The sequence below is a fragment of the Neisseria sp. P0009.S008 genome (assembly GCF_051958615.1).
In the GTDB taxonomy this organism is placed as follows: Bacteria; Pseudomonadota; Gammaproteobacteria; order Burkholderiales; family Neisseriaceae; genus Neisseria; species Neisseria subflava.
Map to the genome: position 1 here is coordinate 1 of NZ_JBQCVG010000013.1, position 13,378 is coordinate 13,378.

Below are 13,378 nucleotides of genomic sequence, written 5' to 3' on the forward strand. Positions count from 1 at the left end.
AAATTCCGCTACGCCCGGGCAGCCTATTTCGGGCTGATTAAAGTGAGTGCGCAAAGCCATCTGAAGGCGATGTGTTTGAACCTGTTGAAAGCGGCCAACAGGCTAAGTGTGCCTGTTGCCGCCTAAAAGGCGGCCCGGATGCCTGATTATCAGGTATCCGGGGAGGATTAGGGGGGCATTTGGGTAGAATTAGGAGTGATTTGGGGAGGGAAATAGCCGAAAACCTGTGTTTAGGTTTCGGCTGTTGGGGAAAGGCTTTTTTGCAAAGGTCTCAGGCCATCTGAAAAATTTTCAGACGGCCTTAAGTTTAAGAAGTCATACCGGATTATTTGGCTGTTTCGGCTTTTTCGCCTTCCTTAGCAAAGTATTTGGCGTAAATTTTGTCGTATTCGCCACTTTCGCGTACTTTTTTCAGCGCATCATTCAACATTTTGATGGTTGCTTCGTCGCCTTTGCGTGCAGCAATACCGTAGTTTTCGATGGTGAAGTCAGGCAGGGAAATGAAATCCAAGCCTTTGGTCGGGTTGTTTTTCACATAGTTGGCAATGACCGCGCTGTCGCTGACGACGGAATCCAGACCACCGTTTTCCAATTCTTTGATAATCAGGGGAACGCTTTCAAAGCGGGCGATTTTCGGATTGTCGTTGCCCAAGAGTTTGGAAACGGAGAAGTCGCCAGTGTAGCCGGTTACCACGCCGACTTTGGCCATGTTTTTCAGGTCTTCGGAAGAAGCCACTTTTTTGCCTTTTGGAACGAGGACAACTTGGGTAATTTCAAAGTATGGATCACTGAAGAGCATGCTTTGTTTGCGGTCGTCAGTGATGGTTACGCCGGACATAACGATGTCCACGTCGCCGTTGTTCAGAGAAGGGAAGAGGCTTTCCCATGGCTGGTGTTTGAATTCGACTTTGAAGTTGCCGGCTTTGGCCATGGCATTCATCAAATCTACGTCAAAACCTTCTACTTTGCCGGCAGAATCCAAAGATTCAAATGGGGCAAACTCGGCGTTAGAGCCGACACGGTACACTTTATCGGCAGGAGCAGAGGCATTGTTGCTTTGACCGCCGCAGGCAGTCAGGGCAAGGGCGGAACAAGCGAGGGCAGTGGCCAGCCATTTTTTTATGTTCATGATATGTGCTTTCTTAATAAAATGTTAACGGATAAAATCTTAGTTTAGCATAATTTTGTGAACAAACTAGCTGAAATTAGTGGTCTTTTTCTCGGAAAAATGCGTAGGTTACGTCATGGAAGAGGTCGGTGTGCGGACTGTCTTCGTAGCTCAATTCTGCCAATGCGTCTTCAAAGGCAAGCTGGATGGATTCTACGGCATCGTTGGCCATGTCGGAGGGCAGAGAGCGGATGAGGCCTTTGAGTGCGGTGGCGAGGACGTGGTTTTGCATACGCAAAGCGTCGTTGGCCTCTTCCAGATATTCGAGGCGTTGTTCGATGCTGCTCATGATGTATCCTTGAGTATTAAATAAAATAGTGATTATATAGCGAATTAATATTAAAATGTGACGCTTGCGCCGGCTTGCCGGATATGTCCAACCATCGGCCGTATTTCAAGTGATTTTAGGTTTGAATGCGGTTCACAATAAAAATGAAAAGACGAGATTATTATGGAAAACAACCGTCTTGATCCCACAGCCCTCAAGGAAGAAGACCTGAATTGGGAAAAACGCCTGGAAAGATTGCGTCAGGCACGACAATTTAATACCGCGCCGACTCATGCGCCATTGGTTAAAAAATTGGACGACGCTGTCGAAGCTGCGCCCAAAACCGCGCCTAAAAAAGAATATAAACTGGATGCTGACAATCGTGAAAAAGTATTGGAAGAGTATTTGTACCGCTGGCAGTTGGAACACAATACAGCCCTTGCCGACGAGGGCGAAGCAGTGGAAACCGATGCGATGGTGGTTTTGCAGGACAACTGGTTGAGCGCGCAATCGGCATTGCAGGCCGAGGCTTCAGAGCGTCATATTGAATCAACGCGTACCGTCAGACTGAATCCGAAATCAGGTGCCGTAGATTTTGATGTGCCTGAAGTGGAAGAAACGGAAAAACCGGAAAATGATGATACGAAAGCGGCTGAAGAGGCGGTTTCAGACGGCCTTGAACAAGAACCGGCCATTAATGTCCATATCAATGTATTGAACCCGCAAGCGATCGGCCGTCGGGAAGTATTCTGCGTTTCTGAAAAAGAGTTAACCGAGCGTCTGATTAAGCGTTTGCGTCCCCATGTGGCCGATGCGGTCAACGGCATGATTCGGATTGCCGTGCAAAAACAGATGGCCTTGTTCACTTATCAGTTGCAGCAAATGCTGAACGAGCAGGCGCCGGGTTTGGTGGAGGATGTATTGGAACACAACGTCAAACGTATTTTGGACGATATGAAGACTGAAATGAAATACCGCCGTTGAGTATCCAGGCCATCTGAAAAGTTTCAGACGGCCTTCGGCGTAAAATTCCCTTAAAATTTTACGAAGCGTGTATAATAGCGGCTCACGTTTTCGTGATAAATATCCTTTCTAAATAGTTGATATGCCCGATGCAGAATCGGGCATTTTTTTTGAGATCGTTATGAATAAAAATAAAATCATTGTATTGCTGATTGCTTTGGTTGCTGTATTTGCCTATAACAAAATGCAAAACAAGCAGCTAGTACAATCGCAGAATCAGCAGCAAATAGAAGTCGTTCAAAAACAAAATAATACGGGTAAAAAGAATGCCGATACGGCTCAGCAACAAATCGGTTCGGGCAAAGAATCAGCCGAAGCGGTTTTGAAACAGGCGTTTGAAAACGAGCAAAGTGATATTCAGGTTGAGGGCGAGGGCACGGTATGGAAAACCCTGCCGGATGACAACAAAGGCACGCGCCATCAACGCTTTATTTTGAAGCTTTCCAGCGGTCAAACGCTTTTGGTGGCGCATAATATCGATTTGGCCGATAAAATCAAAGGCTTGAAAAAAGGTGATAAAGTAGCGTTTTACGGCGAATATGAATGGTCGGAGCAGGGCGGCGTTATCCATTGGACGCATCATGATCCGGCAGGCCGTCATGAAGACGGTTGGCTGAAGCACGGCGGACAGGTTTACCAATAACCGTTCAGACGGCCTCCTGCTTGAAAGATGACAGGAATAAGCGCAAAATGTTAACAAATTAAACAGGCGTATTGTTTACTGCGCCCATCGAAACATACGGTAGATTGAAAAAAATGAGCAAAAAACTTCATCCTCAAACGCTTGCCATCCGCAGTGGCAAAGAGCAAACCGAATACCGCGAACACAATCAGGCATTGTTCCTCACCAGCAGCTTCATGTGGGAAAACGCCCAACATGCGGCTGATTTGTTTTCTAAAAAAATCAAAGGTTTTACTTATACCCGTACGGCCAATCCGACTACTGCCGCCTTTGAAAAACGCATTGCCGCATTGGAGGGCGCAGAGCGCGCGGTGGCCACTTCGACCGGTATGTCCGCGATTCAAGCAGCGTTTTTTACCTTCTTGAAAGCCGGTGATCATGTTATTTCCAGCCGCAGTCTGTTTGGTACGACTGTCGGTTTTATCAATAACATCGTAACTAAGTTCGGCATCGAGGTCAGCCATGCATCGCCGGTTGATGTAGATGAATGGAAAGCGGCAATCAAGCCCAATACCAAACTGTTTTTCTTGGAAACCCCGTCCAACCCTTTGGGCGAAGTTGCCGACTTGGAAGCGTTGGCCGAACTGGCACACAGCATCGGCGCGCTGTTGGTGGTGGACAACAGCCTCTTGTCGCCAGCCGGTTCGCAACCTTTGAAACATGGTGCGGATATTTCCGTGTCTTCCGCAACCAAAGCGATTGACGGACACGGCCGCGTGATGGGCGGCGTGTTAGCGGGTTCGGAAGAATTGATGACGCAGGTCGCCGTTTACTGCAACTCTTGCGGGCTGGCGATGTCGCCGTTTAACGCATGGCAGTTGTTGAGCGGCGTGGAAACCCTGTCGCTGCGTATGGAAAAACAGTTCGACAACGCCCTAAAAATCGCCCAATGGCTGCAAGCGCAGCCACAGGTTCAAGCCGTGTACTACACCGGATTGCCCGACCATCCGCAGGCGGAGCTTATCCGCAAACAGCAAAACGGCGGCGGCATCGTCATCGGCTTTGAAGTCGCCGACCAAGAAGCCGCGTGGAAAGTCGTCGACAGTGTCGAACTTTTCTCTCGTACCGCCAACCTCGGCGACGTGCGCTCGACCATTACCCATCCGTGGACAACAACCCACGGCCGTATGCAGCCTGAAGAAAAACTTGCCGCCAATATCCGCCCGGGATTGGTGCGCCTGTCTGTCGGCTTGGAATACGTTGACGATTTGATTGAAGATTTGAAGCAAGTCTTGAACAAATAAGTTTAAAAAAGATATTTCAGACGGCCCGTTGCGGTAAGGCCGTCTGAAATTTACGGACACACATCTGAAGCATACAAGGAAAGAATATGACTGAAGCAGAATTCGCCTCATGGGCAATGAAAATCCTACTGAGCGGCCTGATTATCTTTTTGGGCTTTATCGTTTGGAACTTGGGTAAAGAATCCAAAGCCGGCAAATTCGGCATTGCCATGCTCTTCTTGGTTTTGGGCTTGGGTGTGTTTGGATTTGTATTTAAAGAGTTGCTGATTAGCTTTTTGGTATTGCCGAAGTAAGCAGAACGTTTATAGATGGAACAAGGCCGTCTGAACATTTTTTCAGACGGCCTTTTCCTTTTGATTTGAAATTTAAATGACGCCCAATTCTTGCAAGCCTCGTAATACGCCGTCTTCATCGACACTTGGGCAGACGAATTGTGCGGCCGCTTTGGCTGCTTCTTCGCCATTGCCCATGGCAACGCCAAAGCCGACGGTTGACAGCATTTCCAAGTCGTTGAAGCTGTCGCCGAATGCCATTACTTTACTCATATCAATGCCCAGTTTTTCCACTGCGTGGGCAATGCCCCGTGCTTTTGAACCTTCTTTGCGTAGCAGGTCCACGGCATATTCATGCCAGCGGGCGGATTTGAAGCCGTGTTGCTGGGTCAGCGGTTGCAGGATTTTTTCTTCTTCCTTGTCCACAAAGACCAGCATTTGATAAACAGGTTGTTTGCGGAAATATTCTTTGTCAGTCAGGAAGTTGGGCAGGATATGCGATAAGCCTTCGACAACTCGCGGCGAATGGGAGGAAACGGCAATTTCTTGGTTGTTGACGAATGCGTAGTCTATTTTATGTTGTTCAAGCAGGTTGATGGCGGTTTCGATGTCGGCAATGTCCAAGGGATAGCTTTGCAGGGGTTTGCCGCGAAAGGAAATATATTGGCCGTTGATGGTAACGAGCATGTCGATACCGCATTCTTGAATCAAGGCTTTGACTTTGGCGGGAATGGCGGCTTCCGGACGGCCGGTGGCAATGGCAGTCAAAATGCCTTTGGCTTTCAATTCGTGCATGGCTTGGGCAACCGAAGGACGCAGGGTATCCGTGTATTTGCGGTAGAGGGTGTCGTCAATGTCAAAGAAGATGATTTCAGGGTTGTTCATGGTTTACTCGTTGGGCTGGGTATACACAGCTTTCATTGAAAATTGTGTGAACAGCTTGTGTATAAATTGGCTTAGTATTTGATTGCTATTATGAAAATAAGTTCTGATTAAAATTTAGGCAGTTTTTGTTTTGAGAATAAAGCGGCAAGTTATTCACAATAGGCCGTCTGAAAATTTGGTTTTCAGACGGCCTTGTTTTAAGCAATCAAACGGATATTTTCTTTGTCTTGCCTGAATTTGTTTTTAATCACGATAGGCAGGCTGCTGTCGAAATACCAGCTTCCATCAGGCAATGCCAACGCGCCGCCGGCGCAGAGCAGGGTAATGCTGTTTCCGGTCAGGGGATCGGTTTCGGTAATTTCAATTTCGTGCGCTTTGCCCCAATCGGTTACGGGGAGTAGGGCGGCAAGCTCGGTAATGCGTTGGTTTTGATGTTTGATACCGTTTAGCTGGCGGCAGTTGCCATTGCATTTTCCGACGGCCTCGACAGGGCAGGGTTCGCCTTTTGCGTAGCTGGTCGGCAAAATGTTGAGCGAATCTGGGCAGAGTCTGTGTTCTTGCGACCATTGCATCAAAGCGCGTTTGGCTGCTTTTTTATGGGCAAACAAACCGTAAGGGCGCCAATTTCTGGTGCCGCTGTTTAACAAGACAATGCGTGCTTGAAGGCTGCCGTGTTCGTCAGCGATAAAGCGGACGGTAGAAAACGATGTGGACTTTTCAGACGGCATCAGTTGGTATTCCTGCATGGTCTGGGCTTTGAGCCATAATGTATGAAGCTGTCCGACTGCCGGAATAAAACGGATAGAGGCTGCGGCTTTGATGTACGGTGGCAGTTTTTTGCTGTGCAGCAGGGTGGCGGTTTCACTGTATGCGCGTTCGTGTGCTTCAATGGCTTGGGCTTTGCCGAAATGGTCAAGCCAAACCAATACGCCGTAACTGTCGGGCAGGGCATAGAGCTGTTGGGCAAGCGAATCAGGCAGCCAAGTGGGCAACATTTTCGGATTCATCAATACACGGACGTGTTCGTCCCATTGTTGATGATTTTTTTCTACCAGACTTAATTCGAGATAATCACACAATGCGGCAACATCGGTCATGGCGCGGTGGCGGTTGGCCGTCTGAATGCCGGTGCGTTCGATAATGCTGTCGAGGCTGTGTTTGTAAAACTCAGGATAGAGACGGCGAGACAGCTGCACCGTACAGAGCGAGGGTGCGGCAAAGTCGGTATGGATACGGGCAAACTCGTGGCGCAGGAAGGTATAGTCAAAGCGGCTGTTGTGGGCAACAACCACTGCACCTTGCAATAGCGGCAACAAATCGCCTGCAATATCGGCAAAGACAGGCGCGTTTTTCACCGTTTCATCATGAATCCCGGTCAGTCTGGCAACAAATTCGGGAATGCTGCGGCAAGGATTGACCAATTGCTCGTAATGTGTGGCGCGTCCTTGCTTAAAACGAACAAGGGCGACTTCCGTTATCCTGTCTTGATAGAAATTTCCACCGGTCGTCTCCAAATCCACCACGACCACAGGCCGTCCCAAACGGGAAAATGCTTCGGATAAGAGCGGCCAGCGTGCGAAATCTGACATTTTATTCTCTGTAAATTCAATAGCAAATGCGCATTTTACACGCTGTCTGCAAGTTTTCCAAATAAAACGCTTGACAGTAAACAGCCCTCTCTTTATAATCCAAATCTTTCTTGATGCACCCGTAGCTCAGTTGGATAGAGTATCTGGCTACGAACCAGAGGGTCGGGCGTTCGAATCGCTCCGGGTGCGCCACAGAAAATCTCCGCGCCCATCGTCTAGCGGTTAGGACATCGCCCTTTCACGGCGGTAACCGGGGTTCGATTCCCCGTGGGCGTGCCAGTTTATAAAAAAGCGCAATCTGTTTCGGATTGCGCTTTTTTGCGTCTATCGGTTTTGAAATGATTTGAACCTATCTTTTATCTGCTCATGCAGGTTGGCGTTTGTCATAATCTACTAAAAGCATTTATTATTACATATCTAATAATCATAATTTAAGGGAAAACGTTCATGGCGTGGTGGTTTGTGTTGCCTGCTTGGGTGGTGGGTGTAGTGCTTTCATTTGCGTTGCCGTTTGTGCCACCATGGTGGGTTTGGTTGTCTGTGCTCATTGGTACGCTTGCGTTGTGTCGAAAATTTGCTGTGGCTTGGTTGGTGCTGGCTGTCTGCATGGGCATGGCATTTGGCGTGTGGCGGACCGGGCTGGTATTGGCTGGTCAATGGCCTGTGGGGGAGGCGGTGGCTAAAGTTTTGACGGTTGAAGTGGCGGATATGCCGCGTGATGATGGTCGGCGCGTGCAGTTTGCGGCAAGGGCTTGGGATGATCGTGGGCAGGCTTTTGATTTGATGTTGTCGGATTATCAGCGGCGTGATTGGGCGGTGGGCAGTCGGTGGTCTGTACCGGTGCGGGTAAAGCCGGTGATCGGTGAAGTGAATGTGCGCGGTTTGAACCGTGAAACATGGGCTTTGGCCAATGGTATCGATGGCATGGGTACTTTGGGGCGCGACAGGAAACTCGTGCGGCAAGGTGGCGGTTTCGGTTTGGCTGATATGCGTGATGCGGTAAGCCGGAGTTGGCAGAGAACAGGGGACAAATATCCTGAGTTTTCAGACGGCATAGGGCTGATGCGTGCTTTGAGTATTGGCGAGCAATCGGCGTTGAGGCCGCCTTTGTGGCAGGCATTCCGTCCTTTGGGACTGACGCACTTGGTCAGTATTTCGGGTTTGCATGTGACGATGGTGGCGGTATTGTTTGCTTGGCTGATTAAGCGAATTTTCCGTTATTTGCCGTGGATTCCGGCGAAACCGCGTGTGTGGGTATTGGCCGGCGGTGTTGCCGGTGCTTTGTTTTATGCGCTTTTGGCCGGTTTTTCCGTGCCGACGCAACGCAGTGTGTTGATGTTGGTTGCGTTTGCGTGGGCATGGTGGCGCGGCAGTGGCGGCTCGGGCTGGACGGCGTGGTGGCAGGCTTTGGCCGTTGTTTTGCTGTTGGATCCGTCGGCTGTATTGGGCGTGGGAACTTGGTTGTCTTTCGGTTTGGTTGCTGCTTTGATTTGGGCTTCATCAGGCCGTCTGAAAGAGTCGGGCTGGCGTTTGGCTGTACGGGGGCAATGGGCGGCAACTGTATTGTCGGTGGTATTGCTAGGCTATTTGTTTGCTTCGTTACCTTTGCTCAGTCCGTTGGTTAATGCGCTGGCTATTCCTTGGTTTTCTTGGGTGTTGACGCCGTTGGCTTTGCTGGGTTCGGTTTTCCCGTTTGAGCTTGTTCAGTTGGTAGCGGCATTTTTGGCGGAATATACTTTACGCGGTTTGGTATGGCTGGCTACGGTATCGCCTGAATTTGCTGTTGCAGCGGCGCCTGTACCTTTGCTTGTGTTGGCGATAATGGCGGCTTTGCTGTTATTGCTACCTAAAGGAATGGGCTTAAAACCTTGGGCATGTCTGGTTTTATTGGGTTTTGTGTTTTATCATCCTGCCAAGTTGGAGGAGGGAGTGGCAAGAGTTACCGTGATGGATGCGGGACAAGGTTTGTCGGTGTTGGTGCAAACGCGTAACCGCAATCTTTTGTTTGATACGGGAACGGAGCAAGTGGCGCAAACAGGTATTGTGCCGAGTTTGAACGCTATGGGTGTGCGCCGTTTGGACAGCCTGATTTTGTCGCACCATGATATTGACCATGACGGTGGTTTTCAAAGTATAGCGGCTGTCGGTACCGATAAGTTGCTTGCCGGACAGCCTGAGTTTTATCCGAATGCAGAGTTTTGCCAAGAAGACAAATGGCGATGGGACGGCGTAGATTTCGAGTTGCTCAGGCCGTCTGAAAATACGGGCAAGGAAGATAACGACCAAAGCTGCGTATTGCGTGTCGTGGCAAACGGCAAAGCCTTGTTGATAACCGGCGATTTGGGTGTGAAAGGCGAGGCCGGTTTGATTGAGAAATACGGCAATGCGCTGTATAGCCAAGTGTTGATATTGGGACATCACGGCAGCAGCACGGCTTCGTCAGGCAGCTTTTTGCATACGGTTTCGCCACAATATGCCGTGGCATCCAGCGGCTATGCCAATGCCTACAAACATCCGACCGTTGCCGTACAAAATCGTGTCCGCGCGCACGGTATTACTTTGTTGAGAACGGATTTGTCAGGCGCGTTGGTGTTTGCTTTGGGACAGGGCAATATATTTCAAGGCCGTCTGAAAAAGGATAAGTTTTATTGGCAGAAGAAACCGTTTGAGTAAAAAGGCTAAAAGGCCGTCTGAAAGACTTTTTCAGACGGCCTTAATATTTTTTATTGACGGGCATTATCCAAATTTTGTGTGAATCCAATTGTGGATAGTTTGGTTTGATATTTGATAATAAAGAATAAATTAATTGTGATGAAAAAATGGGCAGTTTAAAAATAGGGTAATAATCACAAAGTTATTAGTAATTATCAGTATAATGTTCTGTATATCAAGTGGGAACTGAAAGCAGCACAGAGTTTGCACGTTTCTACAACGAAGATACTGCGCAGTTGACAGCCGCCAATATTATCGGCTGATGTTTATTTTAAAGTTTAAGGCCGTCTGAACCTGATATTTCATGTTCAGACGGCCTTAAACTTATATAATATCCGACCCATCTGTTTAAAAAGGCAATCCCCATGAACACCATACGCACCAAAATTTGCGGTATTACCCGACCTGAAGATGCGCTGGCCGCAGCCGAATTAGGCGCGGATGCCATCGGGCTGGTGTTTTACGCCAAGAGTAAACGGGCTGTGAATATTGAGCAGGCGCAGGCGGTTGTGAAAAACCTGCCGCCGTTTGTATCGGTGGTGGCCTTGTTTGTGAATGAAAACGAGCAAACCATCCGCGAGATTTTGCGTCAAGTGCCGATAGATGTGATTCAGTTTCATGGCGATGAAGACGATGATTTTTGCCGTCGGTTTGACCGCCCGTATTTGAAGGCTGTGCGCGTACAGTCCGCTGCCGATATTCAGACGGCCTGTGCCAAATTCCCGAATGCCCGCGCCTTGCTGTTTGATGCTTATCATCCGACCGAATACGGCGGTACGGGACAAAGTTTCGACTGGACTATGTTGCACGGCAATATCTGCAAACCGTGGATACTTGCCGGCGGATTGACTGCGGAAAACGTTGCCGAAGCGGTAAAAATCAGTGGCGCGGCGGCGGTGGATGTGTCCGGCGGCGTGGAAATCTCCGGTGGGATTAAGAGCAGGGAGAAAATAGCAGCGTTTATTCAGGCAGTAAAGGCCGTCTGAAAATTTGTTTGAATGAAAAACAACCGGAATACAGCTATGCAAGAGCCAATCGTTGAATCCCACCCCTTCGCAGCCTTGTTGCCGCCGCAGGCAACGGTCATGATGATGGGGACGTTTCCGCCTAAAGAAGAAAAACACGCGATGCAGTTTCATTATCCGAATTTTCAAAACGATATGTGGCGTGTGTATGGGCTGGTGTTTTTTGGCGATGTGGCGCATTTTCAAAAGCAGGGCGAAAAAGCGTTTGATGCCGATAAAATCAAAGCGTTTTTAAGTGAGAAAGAGATTGCATCCTGTCCGACCGTGTTGAAGGCAATACGCGAACATGGCAATGCTTCGGATAAGTTTTTAAAAGTGATAGAAACCGTCGATTTGGCGGCAGTATTGGCGCAAATGCCCGAGTGCCGCCATCTTTGCACCACCGGCGGCAAGGCAACCGAAGTTTTGTTGGAGATTCAAGGCAGCGGCATGAAAATGCCGAAGACGGGTGAAACAGTACCGTTCCCCTATGCTGGGCGTGAGTTGACCCTGACGCGCCTGCCTTCGACTTCGCGTGCCTATCCTTTGAGTTTGGCGAAAAAAGCGGCGGCGTATCGGGCTTTTTTTGAAATGGCTGGATTGACTGTTTTTCAGGAGTAGGGTGATGGACCGTTATGAAATTTCTGTAATGGTGTTTATGGCTTTGTGGTGGCTTTTTAATGTCGTCTCGGTGTGGCTGAAGGCCAAACAATGGCACATCAAGGTATTGTTGGGCGGAACGCTTTTGTATGTGATACAAATATCTGCAGTCATTATGTCTGTTAATGGCCTTAATTGGATATTTTTGAACATAAGCACTATAAATACCAATGAGTTGATTATTGCTTTGCTTGTGCTTAACTTTCTGGGTTGGTGGTTGCTGGCGCTGTGGCTGGGGATGTTGGTATTAAAACTATGCCTGAGAAACAAAAACAAAGAAAAATATATTGCGCCGCCGTTGGGTACGGCATTAGTTGCAACATCGAGCTGTACGCTGTTGTTTCTATTTTGTCTACTGATATTATTATTCAATTAGTTGCCGACAAGATGAATGGAAAACGGCTATAATTGCTGACAATTTTACTTTCAGACGGCCTTGTACTGAATCAGGCCGTCTGAAACCATAAAACGAACAAGGAAAAATCCCATGAAAAATTATCACGCTCCCGACGAGAACGGCTTTTTCGGCGAACACGGCGGCCTGTACGTTTCCGAAACCCTGATTCCGGCTTTGCAAGAATTGGTAGAAGCCTATAAAGCAGCGAAAGAAGATCCTTCATTTTGGGAAGAGTTCCGCCATGATTTGAAACACTATGTCGGCCGACCCAGCCCTGTTTACCATGCCGCGCGCTTGTCCGAGCATTTGGGCGGCGCGCAAATCTGGCTGAAGCGTGAAGATTTGAACCACACCGGCGCACACAAAGTGAACAACACCATCGGTCAGGCATTGCTCGCCCGCCGTATGGGCAAAAAACGCGTGATTGCCGAGACCGGCGCGGGTCAGCACGGCGTGGCTTCTGCTACCGTCGCCGCACGCTTCGGCATGACTTGCGACGTGTACATGGGTGCGGACGATATCCAACGTCAAATGCCCAACGTGTTCCGCATGAAATTATTGGGTGCGAACGTGGTCAGCGTGGACAGCGGCAGCCGCACGCTGAAAGACGCGATGAACGAAGCCATGCGTGAATGGGTGGCACGTGTGGACGATACGTTCTACATTATCGGCACTGCCGCAGGTCCTGCTCCGTATCCCGAAATGGTGCGCGATTTCCAATGCGTTATCGGCAACGAAGCCAAAGCGCAGATGCAGGAAGCCATCGGCAGACAGCCCGACGTCGCCGTTGCCTGCGTCGGCGGCGGCTCGAACGCCATCGGACTGTTCCACCCGTATATCGGCGAAGAAAACGTGCGCCTCGTCGGCGTGGAAGCCGGCGGTTTGGGCGTGGACACCCCCGACCACGCCGCACCGATTACCAGCAAAGCCCCCATCGGCGTACTGCACGGCTTCCGCAGCTACCTGATGCAGGACGAAAACGGCCAAGTCTTGGGGACGCACTCCGTTTCCGCAGGCCTGGACTACCCCGGCATCGGCCCGGAACACAGCCACCTGAACGACATCAAGCGCGTCGAATACACGGTAGCCAAAGACGACGAAGCACTCGAAGCCTTTGATTTGTTGTGCCGCTTCGAAGGCATCATCCCCGCACTCGAATCCAGCCACGCCCTCGCATGGGCAGTCGCCAACGCGCCGAAGATGGGCAAAGACCAAGTGATTCTGGTCAACCTGTCCGGCCGAGGCGATAAAGACATCAATACCGTGGCGAAACTGAAAGGGATTGAGTTGTAAGCCTTATTGATTGAGCAGTAAAGGCCGTCTGAAAAAGCTGGATTTCAGTCTTTCAGACGGCCTTTGTTTCCATAATGATTCAGCGTAGTATTTTATCCGCGCAAACTCTATCAAGTATCGGCGGTTAAGGAAATTTATCCTTTCAAACCGAGCTTGTACGCTTTCTAAACCGATTATTCAA

General features: G+C 49.4%; 13 protein-coding genes, 2 tRNA genes and 1 pseudogene. 12 read left to right on the forward strand and 4 right to left on the reverse strand.

Annotated features, from left to right (window positions below):
* Positions 1-126: pseudogene (locus tag ACTHSQ_RS09760) on the forward strand (IS5/IS1182 family transposase); the annotation flags it as partial.
* Between the two features lie 199 nt (positions 127-325).
* On the opposite strand, the gene ACTHSQ_RS09765 reads toward ACTHSQ_RS09760, so the two are convergent.
* Both ACTHSQ_RS09765 and ACTHSQ_RS09770 read right to left on the reverse strand, forming a co-directional pair.
* A complete protein-coding gene (locus ACTHSQ_RS09765; protein ID WP_440371882.1) occupies positions 326-1,129 on the reverse strand; it encodes a basic amino acid ABC transporter substrate-binding protein in 804 nt (267 codons plus the stop codon).
* Between the two features lie 76 nt (positions 1,130-1,205).
* Positions 1,206-1,457, reverse strand: a complete 252-nt coding sequence (locus ACTHSQ_RS09770; RefSeq protein ID WP_003680526.1) for an NGO1151 family protein — start codon at positions 1,455-1,457, stop codon at positions 1,206-1,208.
* Positions 1,458-1,619: 162 nt separating this feature from the next.
* Here ACTHSQ_RS09770 and ACTHSQ_RS09775 point away from each other — a divergent pair, with 162 nt between their 5' ends.
* From ACTHSQ_RS09775 to ACTHSQ_RS09790, 4 genes are all read left to right on the forward strand, one after another.
* Complete coding sequence (locus tag ACTHSQ_RS09775) at positions 1,620-2,420, forward strand: hypothetical protein (RefSeq protein ID WP_440371883.1); 801 nt, start codon at positions 1,620-1,622, stop codon at positions 2,418-2,420.
* Positions 2,421-2,541: 121 nt separating this feature from the next.
* A complete protein-coding gene (locus tag ACTHSQ_RS09780) occupies positions 2,542-3,102 on the forward strand; it encodes a DUF3465 domain-containing protein (protein ID WP_036472891.1) in 561 nt (186 codons plus the stop codon).
* A gap of 113 nt (positions 3,103-3,215) precedes the next feature.
* On the forward strand, positions 3,216-4,385 hold the full coding sequence (gene metZ / locus ACTHSQ_RS09785) for an O-succinylhomoserine sulfhydrylase (RefSeq protein ID WP_440371884.1): 1,170 nt from the start codon (positions 3,216-3,218) through the stop codon (positions 4,383-4,385).
* A gap of 86 nt (positions 4,386-4,471) precedes the next feature.
* Positions 4,472-4,678, forward strand: a complete 207-nt coding sequence (locus ACTHSQ_RS09790) for a DUF2788 domain-containing protein (RefSeq protein ID WP_003680520.1) — start codon at positions 4,472-4,474, stop codon at positions 4,676-4,678.
* A 72-nt stretch (positions 4,679-4,750) separates the two neighbouring features.
* On the opposite strand, the gene ACTHSQ_RS09795 is transcribed toward ACTHSQ_RS09790, so the two are convergent.
* Both ACTHSQ_RS09795 and ACTHSQ_RS09800 read right to left on the reverse strand, forming a co-directional pair.
* On the reverse strand, positions 4,751-5,542 hold the full coding sequence (locus ACTHSQ_RS09795; protein WP_440371885.1) for a Cof-type HAD-IIB family hydrolase: 792 nt from the start codon (positions 5,540-5,542) through the stop codon (positions 4,751-4,753).
* A gap of 197 nt (positions 5,543-5,739) precedes the next feature.
* Positions 5,740-7,131, reverse strand: coding sequence for an exonuclease domain-containing protein (locus ACTHSQ_RS09800; protein WP_440371886.1), 1,392 nt, complete (start codon positions 7,129-7,131; stop codon positions 5,740-5,742).
* A 115-nt stretch (positions 7,132-7,246) separates the two neighbouring features.
* Here ACTHSQ_RS09800 and ACTHSQ_RS09805 point away from each other — a divergent pair.
* The 7 genes from ACTHSQ_RS09805 (at position 7,247) to trpB (ending at position 13,197) form a co-directional block, all read left to right on the forward strand.
* A tRNA-Arg gene (locus tag ACTHSQ_RS09805) sits at positions 7,247-7,323 on the forward strand.
* Between the two features lie 12 nt (positions 7,324-7,335).
* A tRNA-Glu gene (locus ACTHSQ_RS09810) sits at positions 7,336-7,410 on the forward strand.
* Between the two features lie 168 nt (positions 7,411-7,578).
* Positions 7,579-9,804 (forward strand): DNA internalization-related competence protein ComEC/Rec2, encoded by a 2,226-nt coding sequence (locus ACTHSQ_RS09815; protein WP_440371887.1) that lies wholly within the window; start codon positions 7,579-7,581, stop codon positions 9,802-9,804.
* Between the two features lie 404 nt (positions 9,805-10,208).
* Positions 10,209-10,829, forward strand: coding sequence for a phosphoribosylanthranilate isomerase (locus tag ACTHSQ_RS09820; RefSeq protein ID WP_440371888.1), 621 nt, complete (start codon positions 10,209-10,211; stop codon positions 10,827-10,829).
* 36 nt (positions 10,830-10,865) lie between these two features.
* A complete protein-coding gene (locus ACTHSQ_RS09825; protein ID WP_003685255.1) occupies positions 10,866-11,468 on the forward strand; it encodes a hypothetical protein in 603 nt (200 codons plus the stop codon).
* 4 nt (positions 11,469-11,472) lie between these two features.
* Complete coding sequence (locus ACTHSQ_RS09830) at positions 11,473-11,883, forward strand: hypothetical protein (RefSeq protein WP_003685036.1); 411 nt, start codon at positions 11,473-11,475, stop codon at positions 11,881-11,883.
* 111 nt (positions 11,884-11,994) lie between these two features.
* Positions 11,995-13,197 (forward strand): tryptophan synthase subunit beta, encoded by a 1,203-nt coding sequence (gene trpB, locus ACTHSQ_RS09835; RefSeq protein ID WP_003685337.1) that lies wholly within the window; start codon positions 11,995-11,997, stop codon positions 13,195-13,197.
* The last annotated feature ends 181 nt before the right edge of the window (positions 13,198-13,378 follow it).

Coding starts and splice junctions, on each gene's coding strand:
- ACTHSQ_RS09765 (WP_440371882.1), bottom strand. CDS start 1,129: ATGAACATAAAAAAATGGCTGGCCACTGCCCTCGCTTGTTCCGCCCTT.
- ACTHSQ_RS09770 (WP_003680526.1), bottom strand. CDS start 1,457: ATGAGCAGCATCGAACAACGCCTCGAATATCTGGAAGAGGCCAACGAC.
- ACTHSQ_RS09775 (WP_440371883.1), top strand. CDS start 1,620: ATGGAAAACAACCGTCTTGATCCCACAGCCCTCAAGGAAGAAGACCTG.
- ACTHSQ_RS09780 (WP_036472891.1), top strand. CDS start 2,542: ATGCCCGATGCAGAATCGGGCATTTTTTTTGAGATCGTTATGAATAAA.
- metZ (WP_440371884.1), top strand. CDS start 3,216: ATGAGCAAAAAACTTCATCCTCAAACGCTTGCCATCCGCAGTGGCAAA.
- ACTHSQ_RS09790 (WP_003680520.1), top strand. CDS start 4,472: ATGACTGAAGCAGAATTCGCCTCATGGGCAATGAAAATCCTACTGAGC.
- ACTHSQ_RS09795 (WP_440371885.1), bottom strand. CDS start 5,542: ATGAACAACCCTGAAATCATCTTCTTTGACATTGACGACACCCTCTAC.
- ACTHSQ_RS09800 (WP_440371886.1), bottom strand. CDS start 7,131: ATGTCAGATTTCGCACGCTGGCCGCTCTTATCCGAAGCATTTTCCCGT.
- ACTHSQ_RS09815 (WP_440371887.1), top strand. CDS start 7,579: ATGGCGTGGTGGTTTGTGTTGCCTGCTTGGGTGGTGGGTGTAGTGCTT.
- ACTHSQ_RS09820 (WP_440371888.1), top strand. CDS start 10,209: ATGAACACCATACGCACCAAAATTTGCGGTATTACCCGACCTGAAGAT.
- ACTHSQ_RS09825 (WP_003685255.1), top strand. CDS start 10,866: ATGCAAGAGCCAATCGTTGAATCCCACCCCTTCGCAGCCTTGTTGCCG.
- ACTHSQ_RS09830 (WP_003685036.1), top strand. CDS start 11,473: ATGGACCGTTATGAAATTTCTGTAATGGTGTTTATGGCTTTGTGGTGG.
- trpB (WP_003685337.1), top strand. CDS start 11,995: ATGAAAAATTATCACGCTCCCGACGAGAACGGCTTTTTCGGCGAACAC.